Raw genomic sequence first — 18,172 nt, forward strand, 5'->3', positions numbered from 1 at the left:
CACTCTCTCAAACCCGTGCCGCGTCCCGACCGTGACCACTTCGAAACCGGTGGGCGGCAACCCGTCCCGGGGTCGCCACGTCGAACCGGCGATATCAACCAACGTCCTGGGGGGACCAGTTATGGATGGGGAAAGCAGAAACGGCCGGTCGTTCGTCCGCGCACGTGCGGTACTCGTGGCCGGCGCTCTCGGCCTGCTGCTCGCCGTCGGCGGCTGCGGGGTGTCGTCCGACGCGTCGGACAGCGGCGCGAAGGCGGCGGACGGAAAGGCCGCGCCGCGCGAGGGGTTCACGGACGAGGACGGGGCGGCGGCCTCCGCCGCCCCCGAGGAGCAGGCGGGCGGGAAGGCGGCCGGGAAGAAGGCGCCGCCGAAGCCGGGGGGCGCCCATGTGATCCGTACGGCCACGCTCTCCGTCGAGGTGAAGAGCGTGCCGAAGGCCGTCGCCACCGCGCGCGGCGCCGCCGAGGGCGCGGGGGGCCTGGTGGCGTCGGAGAACACCGAGCGGCTCGACGACACCTACGAGACCTCGCACCTGGTGCTGCGGGTGCCGCAGGAGCGTTTCCAGGAGGTGCTGCGGGAGCTGTCCGGCTCCGGGAAGCTGCTGTCGCGCACCTCGAACGCGAAGGACGTCACCGACCAGGTGGTCGACGTGGACAGCCGGATCTCCACCCAGCGCGCGAGTGTGGCGCGGGTGCGGGAGCTGATGGACCAGGCGGAGCGGATCAGCGATGTGGTGGCCCTGGAGGGCGAGCTGAGCAGCCGTCAGTCCGATCTGGAGTCGCTGCTGGCCCAGCAGGCGAGTCTGAAGGACCGCACCTCGCTGGCGACGATCACGCTGGACCTGACGCCGCCGGACGCCCCGGACGACGACGGGGACAAGGAGGACGACCCGGAGTTCCTCCAGGCGCTGGGCGGCGGCTGGGACGCCTTCGTGACGGTGCTGCGGTGGGTCGCGGTGGCGTTCGGGGCCGCGCTCCCGTTCCTGGTCACCGCCGCCGTCGCGGTGCTGGTCTGGCGGGTGCTGCGCAGGCGCTGGGCGGCCCGCAGGACCGTTCCGGCGGTCACGGCGCCCGCGGCGGGGAAGGACGAAGGCGCCTCGGACTCCTGAGCCGCTCGGGCGTCGTAGCGTGGGGCCTTGACCCGCCGGTTCGCCGAATCGGCGGACCGGCGGAAGGGACCCGGCATGGCAACGGAGCGACTGGTGGTCATCGGCGGTGACGCGGCGGGCATGTCCGCCGCGTCACAGGCCCGCAGACTGAAGGGGCCGGACGCGCTGGAGATCGTCGCCTTCGAGCGCGGCCACTTCGCCTCGTACTCCGCCTGCGGCATCCCGTACTGGGTGGGCGGCGACGTCGAGGAGCGCGACGACCTGATCGCCCGCACCCCCGAGGAGCACCGGGCACGGGACATCGATCTGCGGATGCGGACCGAGGTGACCGAGCTGGACGTGGCCGGGCGGCGGGTGAAGGCGCTGGACCTGGAGAGCGGGCGGGCCTCCTGGACGGGCTTCGACAAGCTGGTGATCGCCACCGGGGCCCGTCCGGTGCGCCCGGCGCTGCCCGGCATGGACGCGGCCGGGGTGCACGGGGTGCAGACCCTGGACGACGGGCAGGCGCTCCTGGACTCGCTGGACGCCCTGGGCGGCAAGGAGACCCGCCGGGCGGTCGTGGTGGGCGCGGGGTACATCGGCGTGGAGATGGCCGAGGCGATGCTCAAGCGGGGGTTCGAGGTGACCGTGCTCAACCGGGGCGAGCAGCCGATGGCGACGCTCGACCCGGACATGGGGCGGCTCGTCCACGACGCGATGGACGGTCTTGGCATCACCACGGTCAACGGGGCGGCCGTGACGAGGATCCTGACCGGTCCCGACGGCCGGGTCACCGAGGTGGCGACGGAGGCGGGCACGTATCCGGCGGACGTGGTGGTCCTCGGCATCGGCGTGGAGCCGGAGACGGAGCTGGCGCGCGAGGCCGGGCTGCCGGTGGGCCCGCACCGCGGGCTCCTCACCGACCTGTCGATGCGGGTGGTGGGCCACGACGACATCTGGGCGGGCGGCGACTGCGTGGAGGTCCAGGACCTGGTGGCGGGCCGCACCCGGCACATCGCGCTGGGCACGCACGCCAACAAGCACGGCCAGGTGATCGGTTCCAACGTCGGGGGCGGCTACGGCACGTTCCCGGGTGTGGTCGGTACGGCGGTGAGCAAGGTCTGCGACCTGGAGATCGCCCGGACCGGGCTGCGGGAGAAGGACGCCCACGCGGTCGGGCTGCGCTATGTCACGGCGACCATCGAGTCGACGGGGCGGGCGGGCTACTACCCGGGGGCGAAGCCGATGACGGTGAAGATGATCGCGGAGCTGCGCACGGGCCGGCTGCTCGGGGTGCAGATCGTGGGCCGGGACGGGGCGGCGAAGCGGGTGGACGTGGCAGCGGTGGCGCTCACGGCCGGGATGACGGTGGAGCGGATGACGGCGCTCGACCTGGGCTACGCGCCGCCGTTCTCGCCGGTCTGGGACCCGGTGCTGGTCGCCGCGCGCAAGACGGTGGCGGCGGTGCGGGGCGCGGGGGGCTGAGCGCCCCGGGGGCCGGTTCTTCCGGCCGGCCCCCGGTACGACCGGTCGTTCAGCGCGCGGTCTGCTCGTGGACGTAACCCACGAGGCGGGTCAGCGCGTCCGGGTCCATGGTCGGCATGACGCCGTGGCCCAGGTTGAAGATGTGGCCCTCCAGACCGGCGGCGGCGTCCAGCACCTCGCGGGTCTTCTCCTCGACGGCCGGGGTCGGCGCGTACAGCACGGCCGGGTCGAGGTTGCCCTGGAGCGCCTTGCCGGGACCGACACGACGGGCGGCCTCGTCCAGCGGGACCCGCCAGTCGACGCCGACGACGTCCGCGCCGGCCTCGCCCATCAGGCCCAGCAGCTCGCCGGTGCCGACGCCGAAGTGGATCCGGGGGACGCCGTAGGGGGCGACGGCGTCGAAGACCTTCGCGGAGGCGGGCAGCACCGCGCGGCGGTAGTCGGCGGGGGCCAGCGCGCCGACCCAGGAGTCGAAGAGCTGGACGGCGGAGGCGCCGGCCTCGATCTGCACCTTGAGGAAGGCGCCGGTGATCTCCGCGAGCCGGTCCACGAGGTCGGCCCAGAGCTGCGGGTCGCCGTACATCATGGCCTTGGTGCGCTCGTGGTTGCGCGAGGGGCCGCCCTCGACGAGGTAGCTCGCCAGCGTGAACGGGGCCCCGGCGAAGCCGATGAGCGGGGTGGCGCCCAGCTCGGCGGTGAGCATCCCGATGGCCTCGGTGACGTACGGGACGTCCTCGGGGGTGAGGTCGCGCAGCCGGGCGAGGTCGGCGCGGGTGCGGATCGGCTCGGCGATGACGGGTCCGACGCCGGGCTTGATGTCGAGGTCGATGCCGATGGCCTTCAGGGGCACGACGATGTCGCTGAAGTAGATCGCGGCGTCGACCTTGTGGCGGCGTACCGGCTGCAGGGTGATCTCGGTGACCAGCTCCGGCATCATGCAGGAGTCGAGCATCGCGATGCCTTCGCGGACCTTCAGGTACTCGGGCAGCGAGCGCCCCGCCTGGCGCATGAACCAGACCGGCGTGTGCGGGACGGGTTCGCGGCGGCAGGCCTTGAGGAACGCCGAGTCGTGGGTGGCGTGGCGGACCGCGTCGAGGCTGGCGGAGGTCGTCGTCTGCTGGCCCGAAGGGCTGTCGTTGGCACTCACGGACAGAATCTTCGCACGCGTGCCGAAGGAGCCCGGCCCCGCACGGGTGTCTCTCCCTGCGCGAGGCCCGCCTTCCGCCTACTCTTCCCCGCATGGCTCCGGCTCAGGGACAATTTTCCGATCATTCCGACGGCGTTGAAAGCGAGGAACGCGCGGAGGGTCCTTCCGTACCGCCCGCGTTCCAGGCGGCGGTCGAAGCGCTGCGCTCCGCGCGCCTCCGCCCGGAGCTGGAGGTGGAGGTGACCAGGCCGCCCCAGCGCCTCGCGCCGCACGCGTACGCCCTGGAGGCGGCGGTGGTGGACGGCGAGGACGATCTCGCGGACGGCAGGCTGGTGCTGCTGCACGATCCGGCGGGGCACGACGCCTGGCAGGGCGCGTTCCGGCTGGTGACGCTGGTCCGGGCGGAGCTGGAGCCGGAGATGGCTGCGGACCCGCTGCTGCCGGAGGTGTGCTGGTCCTGGCTGACGGGTGCGCTGGACGCGCGCGGCCTGTCGTACGGAGAGGCCGGCGGAACGGTGACACGCGCCGGATCGCACTACTTCGGTGCGCTCTCCGCGCGCCGTCCGGCGACGCAGATCGAGATCCGCGCCTCGTGGACGCCGCGCGAGGGGCGGGGTGGGGTGCCGGACGCGGCGTCACACCTGATGGCCTGGGGTGATCTGCTGTGCCAGATCGCGGGGCTGCCGCCGTCGGATCCGGCGGACGCGGCGGTGGTGACGCTGCCGCAGCGGCGCGGGCCGCAGGTTTCGTAACACTCCGTCACCCGTTTCGCACAAGCGCCGGATCTCTTTTCGTACAATCGATCGCGCGTCCTATTTGCCCGAATTGTTACTCACCAAATCGTGATCTTCCCCTAAAGGAGGACGGGTCCGCTGCCGAAGAGGTCAATGACCCTTCAAGCACGGTTCGCCCCCCGGCTTCATCCCCCGAGCCGGCCCGTCCCGCCACTCCCCCCAGGAGGCCTGGTGTCCGTTCTCCTTGAGCAGCCCGCAAGCCTGGTCGCCTACCGCCCGAACAAGCCGACGGCCATGGTCGTCGTGGCCGACCCGCGCGTCCGTTCCACCGTCACCCGCCATCTGTGGGCCCTCGGAGTACGTGACGTCATCGAAGCGTCGTCCATCGCGGAGGCACGCCCCCGCGTCGGCAACCCGCGCGACATCTGCATTGCCGACGTCCACCTGCCCGACGGTTCCGGGCTGACCCTGCTGTCCGAGACCCGCGCCGCAGGCTGGCCCAACGGTCTCGCCCTCTCCGCCGCCGACGACATCGGCGCCGTTCGCAACGCCCTCGCGGGCGGGGTGAAGGGCTATGTCGTCACCGGCACCCGAACCAACATCGGCCACCCCACCCGCCCCGGCGTCGCCCCCATCGGCGCCAACGCCGCCCGTATGCACCGCAGGCCTCCCGGTTCCCCGAGCCACCCGGGCGGCTACCGCGAACTGTCCGGACGTGAGGTGGAGGTGCTCCGCCTGGTCGCCGAAGGCCAGTCCAACAAGGCCATCGGCGTCTCGATGGGCCTCTCCGCCCTGACCGTCAAGTCCCACCTCGCCCGCATCGCCCGCAAGCTGGGCACCGGAGACCGGGCCGGCATGGTCGCGGTCGCCCTGCGGACGGGCATCATCCACTGACCGCACCCCGCCGGGACGTGCACCGATGCGCCTCCGGCTGGAATACGTGCATGGCCGCCCGTCGACGGAACGTTCCGTCGACGGGCTCCGTGCATACACAGATACCCTTGACACGTGACCGACGCCCAAGAGACCGCAGCAGACACTTCACTGCGAACCACCGGGGGCGCTCCCCCGGACGACGTCGCCCCGGCGCCGATCCCCTTGCTCGAACCTCGCGAGGGCATTCCCCCGGTGGTGACGTCCGACGACGCCCTGGCCCGGGTGATCGCCGCCTTCGCCGCGGGCACCGGCCCGGTGGCCGTCGACGCCGAGCGCGCCTCGGGCTACCGCTACGGCCAGCGCGCCTACCTCGTACAGCTGCGCCGCGACGGCGCGGGCAGCGCCCTGGTCGACCCGGTCGGCTGCCCCGACCTCTCCGGCCTCGGCTCCGCGCTCAACGGCGCCGAGTGGATCCTGCACGCCGCCACCCAGGACCTGCCGTGCCTGCGGGACATAGGCATGACCCCCACCTCGCTGTTCGACACCGAGCTGGCCGGACGGCTCGCGGGCTTCCCGCGCGTCGGCCTCGGCGCGATGGTGGAGAACGTCCTCGGTTACGCCCTGGAGAAGGGCCACTCCGCGGTCGACTGGTCCACCCGCCCGCTGCCCGAGCCCTGGCTGCGCTACGCCGCACTCGACGTGGAGCTGCTGATCGACCTGCGCGACGAGCTGGAGGAGGAGCTGGAGCGGCAGGGCAAGCTGGAGTGGGCCCGCGAGGAGTTCGACGCCATCGCCGCCGCGCCGCCCGCGCCGCCCCGCAAGGACCCCTGGCGCCGGACCTCGGGCATGCACAAGGTGCGCCGCCGCCGTCAGATGGCCGTCGTCCGGGAGCTGTGGACCACCCGTGACCAGGTCGCCCAGCGCCGCGACGTCTCGCCGGGCAAGGTGCTCGGCGACACCGCGATCGTCGAGGCCGCGCTCGCGCTGCCGAACGATGTGCAGGCCCTGACCGCGCTGCCGGGATTCGGCCACCGCATGGGCCGCCGTCAGCTGGAGCAGTGGCAGGCCGCCGTGGACCGGGCCAGGGCGCTGCCCGAGTCGGAGCTGCCGCAGCCCGGTCAGCAGCCGGCCGGCCCGCCGCCGCCGCGCTCCTGGGCCGACAAGGACCCAGCCGCCGCCGCCCGGCTCTCGGCCGCCCGCACCGCCGTCTCCGAGCTGGCCGAACGCCTTCGCATGCCCCAGGAGAACCTGATCACCCCGGACACCGTGCGCCGGGTCTGCTGGGAGCCGCCGAAGAACCCGACCCCGGGCGCCGTCGAGGACACCCTCGCCGGGTACGGGGCGCGGAACTGGCAGATCCAGCAGGTCGCCCCGCTCCTGGTCCGGGCGCTGAACGCCGGCGCCTGACCCCCCGGGGGCGGACGCGGGAGGGGGCGGCCATGGGGACCACGACGTACGGCGATGGGATACGCGACTTCGAGGCGGCGCGCCGTGAGCGGGGCGAGCGGGGCGATCCGGACTGGAGCACCGGCGTCCCGCCGCACCCCGCGATCCGGCGCAGTGTGCAGCGCTTCCAGGTCGGCGAGGACGGCGACGGGGCCGAGCTGATCACCGAAGCGGAGGCGGCCGGTGACGCGGAGTACGCGTCGGCGGTGCGGATGTTCGTCGCGGAGGAGCGAAATCACGCCAGGTTGTTGGCGCTCCTGCTCGCCTCGGGCGGCGCGCCGGTGATCGCCTCGCACTGGAGCGACCGGATCTTCGTGGCGCTGCGGCGGGCGCTGGGGCTCCGCCTCGAACTGCTGGTCCTGATGATCGCGGAGGTGGTCGCGCTGCGGTACTACCGCGCGCTGCGGGACGGGGCCGGCGATGCGCTGACGCGGGAGGTGGCGGGGCGGATCCTGGCCGACGAGGAGCGGCACGTGCCCTTCCACTGCCACCGGCTGCGCCGGGCGCTGCGCCCGCTGCCGCCGCCGGTGCGGGTGCTGGTGACCTCCGGGTGGCGGGCCGGCCTGGCGGCGGCCGCGCTGGTGGTGGCGGTGGACCACGGACCGGCGCTGCGGCGGCTGGGAGTGGGCCGGTTCCGGTTCGCCCGTGAGGTGGTCCGGTCCTCGGGGCCGATCGCGGCGACGATGCGGTGAGGAGTGTGACCTTCGACGCTCCGGCCGTGGGGGGTGGGCAGTCTGGTTACCCGCAAGTAGCATGATGGCAGGCGGTGCGCCCCCGTGGCGTGCCCCGCAGCAGTGCCATCCCGCACCCTGGAGGAGAGCCACCGTGCCTCGTACCATCCGGGACGTCGTCTTCGTCGACGGCGTCCGCACCCCGTTCGGCAAAGCGGGCCCGAAGGGCATCTACCACGAGACCCGCGCCGACGACCTCGTCGTGAAGGCCATCCGGGAGCTGCTGCGCCGCAACCCGGACCTGGACCCCAAGAAGATCGACGAGGTCGCCATCGCCGCGACCACGCAGATCGGGGACCAGGGCCTGACGCTCGGCCGTACCGCCGGAATCCTGGCCGGTCTGCCGCAGTCCGTCCCGGGCTACTCGATCGACCGCATGTGCGCGGGCGCGCTGACCGCCGTCACCTCGACGGCCGGTTCCATCGCGTTCGGCGCGTACGACGTCGTCGTGGCCGGTGGCGTCGAGCACATGGGCCGCCACCCGATGGGCGAGGGCGTCGACCCGAACCCGCGTTTCGTGTCGGAGAAGCTGGTCGACGAGTCCGCCCTGTTCATGGGCATGACGGCGGAGAACCTGCACGACCGCTACCCCACGATCACCAAGGAGCGCGCCGACGCCTACGCGGTGCGTTCGCAGGAGAAGGCCGCCAAGGCGTACGCCAACGGCAAGATCCAGCAGGACCTGGTGCCGGTATCGGTGCGCCGCACCAACGCCGAAGCCGGTGAGACGGGCTGGGGCCTGGTCACCGCCGACGAGCCGATGCGTCCGGGCACCACCATGGAGTCCCTCGCGGGCCTCAAGACCCCCTTCCGCGCCCACGGCCGTGTGACGGCCGGTAACGCCGCGGGGCTCAACGACGGCGCCACCGCCTCGCTGCTCGCCGCCGAGGACGTCGCAGTCGAGCTGGGCCTCCCGGTCAAGATGCGCCTGGTCTCCTACGCCTTCGCCGGCGTCGAGCCGGAGGTCATGGGCTACGGCCCGATCCCGGCGACCGAGAAGGCGCTGGCCCAGGCCGGTCTGTCCATCGAGGACATCGGTCTCTTCGAGATCAACGAGGCCTTCGCCGTTCAGGTGCTCGCCTTCCTGGAGCACTACGGCATCGCCGACGACGACGCCCGGGTCAACCAGTACGGCGGCGCCATCGCCTACGGCCACCCGCTGGCCTCCTCCGGCGTCCGGCTCATGACGCAGCTGGCCCGCCAGTTCGAGGAGCAGCCCGAGGTCCGCTACGGCCTGACGACGATGTGCGTCGGCTTCGGCATGGGCGCCACGGTCGTCTGGGAGAACCCGCACTTCAACGCTGACGGAGGCAACAAGTGAGCTCCACCACTGAGCTTCTGAAGGGTGCGGCCGAGCTGTTCCCCGGCGAGGTCGTCACCCAGGCGCACGTACGTCACCTGGACCTGCCGTTCGGCGCGGGGCGGTTCGCGCTCATCACGCTGGACAACGGCCTGGACCACACCAAGCCGACCACCTTCGGACCGCAGTCGCTGGCGAACCTGAACGCCGCGATCGACCAGGTCGAGAAGGAGGCCGCCGACGGCACCCTCACCGGTGTCGGCATCACCGGCAAGCCGTTCATCTTCGCGGTCGGCGCCGACCTCAAGGGCGTCGAGCTGCTGAGCCGTCACGAGGACGCGCTGGCCATCGGCAAGGGCGGCCACGACGTCTTCCGCCGCCTCTCCGGTCTCGCGGTCCCGACGTTCGCGTACTACAACGGCGCGGCCATGGGCGGCGGTGTCGAGGTCGGTCTGCACTGCACCTACCGCACCGTCTCCAAGGCGCTGCCGGCGTTCTCGCTGCCCGAGGTCTTCCTCGGTCTGGTCCCCGGCTGGGGCGGCTGCGCGCTGCTCCCGAACCTGATCGGCGCGGACCGCGCGGTCTCGGTGATCATCGAGAACTCGCTGAACCAGAACCGTCAGCTCAAGGGCAAGCAGGTCTTCGAACTCGGCATCGCGGACGCGCTGTTCGAGGGTGCGGACTTCCTGGAGCAGTCGCTCGTGTGGACCGCGAACGTGCTCAAGGGCTCGGTCACGGTTGAGCGCGCCGAGGTCGACCGCGGCGAGGCCTGGGACGCGGCCGTCGCGCGTGGCCGGGCCATCGCCGACTCCAAGGTGCACGGCGCCGCCCCGGCCGCGTACCGCGCGCTGGACATCATCGCCGCGGCCAAGGACGGCGACCTGTCCGCCGGCTTCGACGCCGAGGACCAGGCCCTCGCGGACCTGATCATGGGCGGCGAGCTGCGCAGCGGCATCTACGCCTTCAACCTGGTCCAGAAGCGCGCCAAGCGCCCGGCCGGCGCCCCGGACAAGAACCTGGCCCGCCCGGTCACCAAGGTCGGCGTCGTCGGCGCGGGCCTGATGGCCTCGCAGCTGGCGCTGCTGTTCCTGCGCCGCCTGGAGGTCCCGGTCGTCCTCACGGACATCGACCAGGAGCGCGTCGACAAGGGTGTGGGCTACGTCCACGCCGAGATCGAGAAGCTGCTCGGCAAGGGCCGCATCAACCAGGACAAGGCCAACCGCCTCAAGGGCCTGGTCTCCGGTGTCCTCGACAAGGCCGAGGGCTTCGCGGACGCGGACTTCATCATCGAGGCCGTCTTCGAGGAGATCGGCGTCAAGCAGCAGGTGTTCGCGGAGGTCGAGGCGGTCGCCCCGGCGCACGCGATCCTCGCCACCAACACCTCCTCGCTGTCGGTGACCGAGATGGCGTCGAAGCTGAAGAACCCCGAGCGCGTCGTCGGCTTCCACTTCTTCAACCCGGTCGCGATCCTCCCGCTGCTGGAGATCGTGCGCGGCGAGCAGACGGATGACGCCTCGCTGGCGACGGCGTTCGGTGTGGCCCGGAAGCTGAAGAAGACCGCGGTGCTGGTGAAGGACGCCCCGGCGTTCGTCGTCAACCGCATCCTCACCCGCTTCATGGGCGAGATCCAGAACGTCATCGACGAGGGCACCCCGGTCGGGGTCGCGGAGAAGGCCGTCGAGCCGCTCGGCCTGCCGATGTCCCCGCTGGTGCTCCTGGAGCTGGTCGGCCCGGCCATCGGCCTGCATGTCTCCGAGACCCTGAACCGCGCCTTCCCGGAGCGCTTCACCGTTTCGCAGAACCTCGCGGCGGTCGTGAAGGCCGGCAAGCGCGGCTTCTACGTCTACGATTCCGGCGCTCCGGTCCTCGACCCCGAGGTCGCGGCGCTCCTCAAGCAGGGCGACACCGTCCTCACCGAGGAGCAGACCCGCGACCGCGTGCTCGACGCGGTGGCGCAGGAGATCGGCCTGATGCTGGACGAGGGCGTCGTCGCCGAGGCCCAGGACATCGACCTGTGCCTGATCACCGGTGCGGGCTGGCCCTTCCACCTGGGCGGCATCACGCCGTACCTGGACCGTGAGGGCGTCTCCCAGCGGGTGAACGGCAAGCCGTTCCTCGCGCAGGGCGTGGCGAGCGTTCCGGCGTAACCACTCCGCCCGGAACCAACGCGCTCGGGCCGTACAGGACTTGCTCCTGTACGGCCCGAGCGCGTATCCGGCCGAGCCGGCCGACATCCGGACGCCCATTCCCGCAGACAACTGTTCTATAGTGCTCGGTCAGTCGAACATTCACGGACCGGTCACACCCCCACCCGAGTCCCCACACACTCCGCTGCCCTCCTGGGCGATGAGACTTGAGGACTCGACACCATGAGCAACGACGAGACGACACCGACACCGGGCTCCCGCGCCTCCCGACGCCAGGCGCGACCCCGCAGGCGCCGCCGCGGCCTCAAGATCACCCTCGGTGTCCTGTGCGTCCTGCTGCTCGCCACCGGCTCCACCGCCTACTGGCTCTACAGCCGGCTCGACGGGAACATCAAGGGCGTCGACATCGACAAGGCGCTCGGCGAGGACCGCCCGGAGAAGCTGCCCACCAGCGGGCAGAACCTGCTGGTCCTCGGCTCGGACTCGCGGGCCGGGGCGGAGAACAGGGAGCTGGGCGGCGGCGGGGCCGTCAGCGGCGCCCGCTCCGACACCGCGCTGGTGGTGCACATACCCGAGGGCCGGTCGGAGGCCGTCGCCGTCTCCATCCCGCGCGACACCCTGGTGACCCGGCCCGAGTGCGCCGGCGACAACGGATCCACCGTGTCTTCCAAGGAACGCGTCATGTTCAACTCCGTCTACGCGCAGGTCGGTCCGGCCTGTGTGGTGAAGACGGTGGAGAAGATGTCCGGCGTCCGGATCGACCACTATCTGGAGATCGATTTCTCCGGGTTCAAAGACCTGGTCGACGCCATCGGCGGCGTCACCGTCGACGTACCGCAGGACATCCACGACAAGGCGTCGGGGCTGAACCTCACCGCAGGTCCGCAGAGGCTGGACGGCACCGAGTCGCTCGCGTACGTCCGCACCCGGCACGGCATCGGCGACGGCAGCGACCTCGGCCGCATCGGACTCCAGCAGCAGTTCCTGCTGGCCCTGCTGAGCGAGGTCAAGTCGCAGGACCTGCTGGGCAGTCCGGCGAGCTCCTACCGAATCGCCGACTCGGCCACCAAGGCGCTCACCACCGACTCCGGGCTCGCCTCGCTCACCTCGCTGGCGGAGTTCGCCCGCTCCATGAACGGCGTCGACCCGGGCTCGATGGAGACGATCATGCTGCCGGTGGCGTACGACAAGGTCGACCCGAACCGGGTGATCGCCGCTGAGCCGCAGGCCGGTCAGCTGTGGAAGGCGATCCGCGAGGACGCCACGATCCCCGGGGACGCGAAGAAGTCCCCCGCCACCGGCGGCTGACGGCCCGTCGTACCGCTCTCCCCGTGACACCCTGCCGGGATGAGCGAGGACGAAGCGGTGCTGGTGATCGTGGACGGCGCCAATGTGGTCGGGTCCGTGCCCGACGGCTGGTGGCGCGACCGGCACGGGGCGGCCGTCCGGCTGCGCGACTCCCTGGTCCCGTACGCGGCGGCCGGGCTGCCGGGGCTCCCCGGCCCGGTGGAGATCGTGCTGGTGGTCGAGGGAGCCGCCGGGGGCGTCGACTCCGTGCCCGGGGTGCGGGTCGCATCGGCCCCCGGCAGCGGTGACGACCTGATCGCCGAACTGGCGGCCACCGCCGGCCCGGACCGGGAGTGCGTCGTCGTCACCGCCGACCGCGGACTGCGGCAGCGGGTCGAGGCGTACGGGGCCCGGTGCGTGGGGCCCCGTACGGTACGTCCACCGCGCCGGCCGGGAAACGAGAGCATGTCGGGCTGATGAAGATTTCGGGGAAAGGCTGCCCTTTCAGGATCGAAGAGGCAGGCGCGGCTCCTGCGGCAGGGTGGACTCCTGTACGGTCGTCCCCGACCCCGTGCCGTCAAGGCGTGCCACGAGCCCCTGCACGCCGGCCCGCGCCCCGCGCTGTGTCCCGTCGGTACGCACGGTCGCACCCGAAGTCGCTTGCCGTGTCCGGCGCTTCACTCACTCGGCCTGCGGAGACCGGCCGGGTGAGGCCCTGGGCGAGGTGCACTCGGCGCCGGTTCTCGACATGGCTCCTGATCCAGACGTGAGTAAGGAAAGCGCATGGCGCAAGAGCACGATCCTGATGGTCACATACCACCGCGGCAGACCACGTCCGGGACGAGCGGTGGTTCCGGAACTGGGGCCTCCGCGAGTTCACCGGTCTCCGTCCGTCGGGCGGTCACCATGCGAGGCAGTGCGGGGGAACCCGGCGACGCTCTGGCGCCGGCCGCTCAGCGCGGCCGCTCCGAAACCCCGTCCTCGTCGTCCGACCCGGATGCGAGCGCACAAGGCCCGACGAGCGAACCCGAGCAGGAGAAGGAAGCCGAGCAGCCGGCCTCGCAGAGGCAAGGGGCGGAGGCCCCTGTCAACGCCGCAGCCCTCCGCAGTACCGGCACTCCGAAGCCTTCGGAGAGGAAGCCCTCGGCAGACGCATCGGCCGCTGCCGGAGGAACGGGCGCGGCTTCGGCGGCGGAGCCTTCCTCGGAACCGGCCGCGGCAGCCGCCTCCGGCGGATCCCCGGAAGCCGCGACGGCAGTGGCGTCTCCGGGCGGTGGTGCGGGGACGCACACGGACGAGGAGCCACCCGGCAACAGGCCCAAGAAGCCGATGCTGGCCGCCGCGGCGATCGTCGGCGCGGTCCTGATCTCGGTGCCGTTCCTCGTAGCGGGGCAGGACGACGACCGCAAGCCCGAGAAGGACCAGACCCAGAACGCGGCGGGCACGGTTCTGGACGCTCAACGTCCCCCTGCCCCGGAGACCTACACCAGCGAGTCGCCGAAACCCTCCGTGAAACCCAGCAAGAAGGAGACGGTGAAGCCCTCCGTCCCGCCGGCGCCCAAGCCGGTGGTCGTGCCTCCCTCCCCGAGTCCTTCGGCGAGCAAACCGGCGGCGAAGAAGCCGGAGAAGAAGGCGGCGACGGGCCCACCACCGGGGACGGCGGCCGCCGCACTGGCCGGCCTCGCCAAGAGCGACCCGCAGGGGCGGCACATCTGCTATCGCGCCTTCGTCTCCGGTCAGGGCTGGCAGACGGCCGTGTGTGACGGGACGATGACCGGGACAACGGGTCAGGGCAAGAAGATCACGGCCCTCAACATCGCGGTCTGGAACGTCGAAGGCTCCTCGGCCAACGCTCTGCTTCACGAGGAGGGTTCCTCGAACGCGAAATGGGCTCCGAGCTGGACAGCGGTCGTCGGTGACGGCAAGAACAACTACATCGGCAGTTCGAAGCCGGGCGCACCGTTCCTGACGGGCTTCGCCATGAACGTCGGCAAGGGCAACGTCTGCCACACCGCCAAGATGCAGAACGGCGGCTGGGGGCAGCAGTTCTGCAAGAACGGCCGACCTGAGTACATGTTCGTCGGCACCACCGACAACAACAACTGGTTCGAGGCCGTCAAGCTGACGGTGTGACGGCCTCGGCCGATCGCTCTCCCGCGCAAGGGGGAGCCCCCGGGGCCACACCCGGGGGCTCCCCCTTGCGGCATCGGCACGTCGTCGGCCCCTCTCACGACGAACTCCGGTGTCCTTCTTCGGCCATCCGGCTGTGGGAGCGCCCGTACACGAAGTAGATGACCACCCCGAGGACCATCCAGGCGCCGAAGCGCACCCAGGTCTCCACCGGAAGGTTGAGCATCAGCCAGACCGAGGCGGCCACCGAGACGATCGGGAGCACCGGCACCCACGGGGTACGGAACGCGCGGGGCAGGTCCGGCTGGGTACGGCGCAGGACCAGGACACCGAGGGCGACGACGACGAACGCGAAGAGCGTGCCGATGTTCACCAGGGTGGCCAGTTCCTCGATGCTCGTGAACCCGGCGATGATCGCGATCAGCACGCCGAGCAGGATCGTCGGGCGGTAGGGCGTGCGGAAGCGCGGGTGGGTCTTGGAGAAGAAGCTCGGCAGCAGCCCGTCGCGGCTCATCGCGAAGAAGACCCGGGTCTGGCCGAGCAGCAGGATCATGCAGACCGTGGTGAGACCGACCGCCGCGCCGAAGCTGATCAGCCCGGCGTAGAAGGGGTGCCCGGTGGCCTTGAAGGCGTCGGCGAGCGGGGCGCTGACGGAGAGTTCGCTGTAGTTCTGCATACCGGTGACCACGAGCGAGACCGCCACGTAGAGCACCGTGCAGATGACCAGCGAGCCGAGGATGCCGCGCGGCATGTCGCGCTGGGGCAGCTTGGTCTCCTCGGCGGCGGTGGCCACCACGTCGAAACCGATGAAGGCGAAGAAGACGATGGAGGCGGCGGTGAAGATGCCCATCACACCGAAGTTGGTGGGCTCGTAACCGAACATCAGCTGCACGAGCGGTGCGTCCCAGCCCGAACCGGCGGGCTGGGACTCGGCCGGCGGGATGAAGGGCTTGTAGTTCTCGGCCTTGATGAAGAACAGGCCCGCGACGATCACCATGAGGACCACCGCGACCTTGATCGCCACCACGACCGAGGTGACCCGGGCGGACAGCTTCATACCGACGACCAGGATGACGGTCAGCACCAGCACCAGGGCGAAGGCCAGGATGTCGAAGCCGAATCCTTCCGCCACGTCCGGACCCGAGAGCACCTCGGGCATCGTCCAGTCGACGTTGTCCATCAGTGAGCGGACATAGCCGGACCAGCCGACCGCGACGACCGCGGTGCCCAGCGCGAACTCCAGCACCAGGTCCCAGCCGATGATCCAGGCCACCAGTTCGCCGAGCGCGGCGTACGCGAAGGTGTACGCGGAGCCGGCCACCGGGACGGTGGAGGCGAATTCGGCGTAGCAGAGCGCGGCCAGCGCGCACACGACGCCCGCCACGGCGAACGCGATGGCGGTTGCGGGGCCCGCCGTCTCCTTGGCGACCTGGCCGGTGAGGACGAAGATGCCGGTGCCGATGATGACGCCGACGCCGAAAACCGTCAGGTCCAGGGCGGAGAGGGACTTCTTGAGCGCGTGTTCCGGCTCCTCGGTGTCCTGGATCGACTGTTCGACGGACTTGGTGCGGAACATGCCGTTTCCGCGGGGTGGTGTGACCTGCGCGCTCACCTGCGTTACCTCCACGCATTCGTTGTGAACGCCATGATTCGGACCGGTTCGGCGCGGGATCGCGCCATCCGACCCGTTTCACGCGGATGGGCCGGGCAACCACCCGTACAGGGGCGGTTCGCCCGGCCCATCCGGCCGTACGAAGGCGAGCGCGTCAGTCGCGGGCGGGCTCGACCGCGCAGCTCTCGAAGCGGCCGTCGAGCTTGGCGACCAGTCCGGTGACCTGCCGGGCGATGTCAGGTGCGGTCAGTCCGATCTCGGCCATGACCTCGCCGCGCGAAGCGTGGTCGAGGAAGACCGGCGGAATGCCGAAGTCGCGCAGCGGTACGTCGACCCCGGCGTCGCGCAGGGCCTGGGCGACGGCCGAACCGACACCGCCGGCGCGGCTGTTGTCCTCGACCGTGACGACGACCCGGTGGCGCTCGGCGAGCGGGGCGAGCGCCTCGTCGACGGGCTTGACCCAGCGCGGGTCGACGACAGTGGTGGAGATGCCCTGGGCGTCCAACAGGTCGGCGATCTCCAGGCACATCGGGGCGAGCGCGCCGACGGAGACGACCAGGACGTCCGGACGGGAGGCCTTCGGCCGGCGCAGGATGTCCATGCCGCCGGCCTTGCCGACCTCCTTGACGGCGGGGCCGACCGCGCCCTTGGAGAAGCGGACCACGGTCGGCGCGTCGTCGACGGCGACGGCCTCGCGCAGCTGGGCGCGGACCTGGTCGGCGTCGCGCGGGGCGGCGATCCGGAGGCCGGGCACGCACTGGAGGATCGACATGTCCCACATGCCGTTGTGGGAGGCGCCGTCCGTGCCGGTGATGCCGGCCCGGTCCAGGACGAAGGTGACGCCGCACTTGTGCAGGGCGACGTCCATCAGGACCTGGTCGAAGGCGCGGTTGAGGAAGGTGGCGTAGACCGCGAAGACCGGGTGGAGTCCGCCGGTGGCGAGGCCCGCCGCGGACACCGCGCCGTGCTGCTCGGCGATGCCGACGTCGTAGATCCGGTCCGGGAAGGCTTCCTCGAACTTGCCGAGGCCGACGGGCTGGAGCATGGCCGCGGTGATCGCGACGATGTCCTCGCGCTCCTGGCCGAGCTTGAGCATCTCCTCGCCGAACACGGAGGTCCAGTCGAGGCCGGAGGTGGAGATCGGCAGGCCGGTGTCCGGGTGGATCTTGCCGACCGCGTGGAAGCGGTCCGCCTCGTCCTGGAGAGCCGGGGTGTAGCCGCGGCCCTTCTCGGTGAGGCAGTGCACGATGACCGGCCCACCGAAGCGTTTGGCGCGCTGGAGCGCGGATTCCAGGGCCTCGATGTCGTGGCCGTCGATCGGGCCGACGTACTTCAGGCCGAGGTCCTCGAACATGCCCTGCGGGGCGATGAAGTCCTTGAGGCCCTTCTTGGCGCCGTGCAGAGTCTCGTACAGCGGGCGGCCGACGACGGGCGTGCGCTCCAGGATGTCCTTGCCGCGGGCCAGGAACCGTTCGTAGCCGTCGGTCGTACGGAGCGTGGCGAGGTGGTTGGCCAGGCCGCCGATGGTCGGGGCGTAGGAGCGCTCGTTGTCGTTGACGACGATGACGAGCGGGCGGTCCTTGGCGGCGGCGATGTTGTTCAGCGCCTCCCAGGCCATACCGCCGGTGAGCGCGCCGTCCCCGATGACCGCGACGACGTGGTCGTCCTTCTTCAGGACCTCGTTCGCCTTGGCGAGGCCGTCGGCCCAGCCGAGGACGCCGGAGGCGTGGCTGTTCTCGATGACGTCGTGGTCGGACTCCGCGCGGGAGGGGTAGCCGGAGAGGCCGCCCTTGCTCTTGAGGCGGGAGAAGTCCTGGCGGCCGGTGAGCAGCTTGTGGACGTAGGCCTGGTGGCCGGTGTCCCAGAGCACCCGGTCCCGGGGCGACTCGAAGACCCGGTGCAGGGCGATGGTGAGCTCGACGACGCCCAGGTTGGGGCCGAGGTGTCCACCGGTCTTGGACACCGCGTCCACGAGGAAGGTGCGGATCTCCTCCGCGAGCTGGTCCAGCTCACCGAGGCTGAGCCGGTCCAGGTCGCGCGGTCCCTTGATGCGGGTCAGCAGATCCACCCGTGCCTCCTTGCGTTTGAGCTGATCGAGCGTGCCGATCCGATGAGTCTAATGTTCCACCGCCGGACGTGGGCAGCGGGAGCCTGTGTTCGAACACCGCCGTCCGGGCACGCGCAGGTGCC

General features: G+C 71.3%; 14 protein-coding genes. 11 read left to right on the plus strand and 3 right to left on the minus strand.

The genetic code is table 11. The features are described 5' to 3' along the window. The first annotated feature begins 121 nt into the window (after positions 1-121). The gene (locus AC0VY3_RS24030) at positions 122-1,108 is read left to right on the plus strand and encodes a DUF4349 domain-containing protein (RefSeq protein WP_475550566.1); all 987 of its coding nucleotides are present in this window, start codon (positions 122-124) and stop codon (positions 1,106-1,108) included. 75 nt (positions 1,109-1,183) lie between these two features. Beyond that, entirely contained in the window at positions 1,184-2,572 is a 1,389-nt protein-coding gene (locus tag AC0VY3_RS24035) for an FAD-dependent oxidoreductase (protein ID WP_475550567.1), read from the plus strand. A 49-nt stretch (positions 2,573-2,621) separates the two neighbouring features. Here AC0VY3_RS24035 and hemE read toward each other — a convergent pair whose 3' ends face one another. Beyond that, positions 2,622-3,719 (minus strand): uroporphyrinogen decarboxylase, encoded by a 1,098-nt coding sequence (hemE, locus tag AC0VY3_RS24040; RefSeq protein ID WP_103510295.1) that lies wholly within the window; start codon positions 3,717-3,719, stop codon positions 2,622-2,624. Positions 3,720-3,811: 92 nt separating this feature from the next. Between hemE and AC0VY3_RS24045 the strand changes: the two genes are divergently transcribed. The 9 genes from AC0VY3_RS24045 (at position 3,812) to AC0VY3_RS24085 (ending at position 14,373) form a co-directional block, all read left to right on the plus strand. Continuing rightward, entirely contained in the window at positions 3,812-4,471 is a 660-nt protein-coding gene (locus tag AC0VY3_RS24045) for a DUF3000 domain-containing protein (protein WP_103510294.1), read from the plus strand. Between the two features lie 213 nt (positions 4,472-4,684). Beyond that, a complete protein-coding gene (locus tag AC0VY3_RS24050) occupies positions 4,685-5,347 on the plus strand; it encodes a response regulator transcription factor (protein WP_003965521.1) in 663 nt (220 codons plus the stop codon). Between the two features lie 114 nt (positions 5,348-5,461). Beyond that, positions 5,462-6,736, plus strand: a complete 1,275-nt coding sequence (locus tag AC0VY3_RS24055; protein ID WP_103510293.1) for an HRDC domain-containing protein — start codon at positions 5,462-5,464, stop codon at positions 6,734-6,736. Positions 6,737-6,768: 32 nt separating this feature from the next. After that, a complete protein-coding gene (locus tag AC0VY3_RS24060) occupies positions 6,769-7,467 on the plus strand; it encodes a ferritin-like domain-containing protein (protein ID WP_475550568.1) in 699 nt (232 codons plus the stop codon). Positions 7,468-7,600: 133 nt separating this feature from the next. After that, a complete protein-coding gene (locus tag AC0VY3_RS24065; RefSeq protein ID WP_103510291.1) occupies positions 7,601-8,827 on the plus strand; it encodes a thiolase family protein in 1,227 nt (408 codons plus the stop codon). Next, positions 8,824-10,953, plus strand: coding sequence for a 3-hydroxyacyl-CoA dehydrogenase NAD-binding domain-containing protein (locus AC0VY3_RS24070; RefSeq protein ID WP_475550569.1), 2,130 nt, complete (start codon positions 8,824-8,826; stop codon positions 10,951-10,953). The genes AC0VY3_RS24065 and AC0VY3_RS24070 overlap by 4 nt, the downstream gene beginning before the upstream one ends. Before the next feature lie 222 nt (positions 10,954-11,175). Further along, complete coding sequence (locus AC0VY3_RS24075; RefSeq protein ID WP_475550570.1) at positions 11,176-12,261, plus strand: LCP family protein; 1,086 nt, start codon at positions 11,176-11,178, stop codon at positions 12,259-12,261. 39 nt (positions 12,262-12,300) lie between these two features. After that, positions 12,301-12,717 carry an NYN domain-containing protein gene (locus AC0VY3_RS24080; protein WP_475550571.1) on the plus strand — a complete coding sequence of 139 codons (417 nt, stop codon included), beginning with the start codon at positions 12,301-12,303 and terminating at the stop codon, positions 12,715-12,717. A gap of 780 nt (positions 12,718-13,497) precedes the next feature. Continuing rightward, entirely contained in the window at positions 13,498-14,373 is an 876-nt protein-coding gene (locus AC0VY3_RS24085; RefSeq protein WP_475550572.1) for a hypothetical protein, read from the plus strand. Positions 14,374-14,467: 94 nt separating this feature from the next. Here AC0VY3_RS24085 and AC0VY3_RS24090 read toward each other — a convergent pair whose 3' ends face one another. Together AC0VY3_RS24090 and dxs are read right to left on the minus strand one after the other, a co-directional pair. Next, a complete protein-coding gene (locus AC0VY3_RS24090; RefSeq protein ID WP_475551728.1) occupies positions 14,468-15,946 on the minus strand; it encodes an amino acid permease in 1,479 nt (492 codons plus the stop codon). A gap of 190 nt (positions 15,947-16,136) precedes the next feature. Continuing rightward, on the minus strand, positions 16,137-18,050 hold the full coding sequence (dxs, locus tag AC0VY3_RS24095; protein WP_103510285.1) for a 1-deoxy-D-xylulose-5-phosphate synthase: 1,914 nt from the start codon (positions 18,048-18,050) through the stop codon (positions 16,137-16,139). Positions 18,051-18,172 lie beyond the last annotated feature (122 nt).

Source organism: Streptomyces sp. iso_384, from assembly GCF_056172905.1.

Bases quoted from the DNA above. Each gene is read 5' to 3' on its own strand.
- AC0VY3_RS24035 (WP_475550567.1), top strand. From the start codon at position 1,184: ATGGCAACGGAGCGACTGGTGGTCATCGGCGGTGACGCGGCGGGCATG.
- AC0VY3_RS24090 (WP_475551728.1), bottom strand. From the start codon at position 15,946: ATGTTCCGCACCAAGTCCGTCGAACAGTCGATCCAGGACACCGAGGAG.
- AC0VY3_RS24030 (WP_475550566.1), top strand. From the start codon at position 122: ATGGATGGGGAAAGCAGAAACGGCCGGTCGTTCGTCCGCGCACGTGCG.
- AC0VY3_RS24075 (WP_475550570.1), top strand. From the start codon at position 11,176: ATGAGCAACGACGAGACGACACCGACACCGGGCTCCCGCGCCTCCCGA.
- AC0VY3_RS24060 (WP_475550568.1), top strand. From the start codon at position 6,769: ATGGGGACCACGACGTACGGCGATGGGATACGCGACTTCGAGGCGGCG.
- AC0VY3_RS24045 (WP_103510294.1), top strand. From the start codon at position 3,812: ATGGCTCCGGCTCAGGGACAATTTTCCGATCATTCCGACGGCGTTGAA.
- AC0VY3_RS24080 (WP_475550571.1), top strand. From the start codon at position 12,301: ATGAGCGAGGACGAAGCGGTGCTGGTGATCGTGGACGGCGCCAATGTG.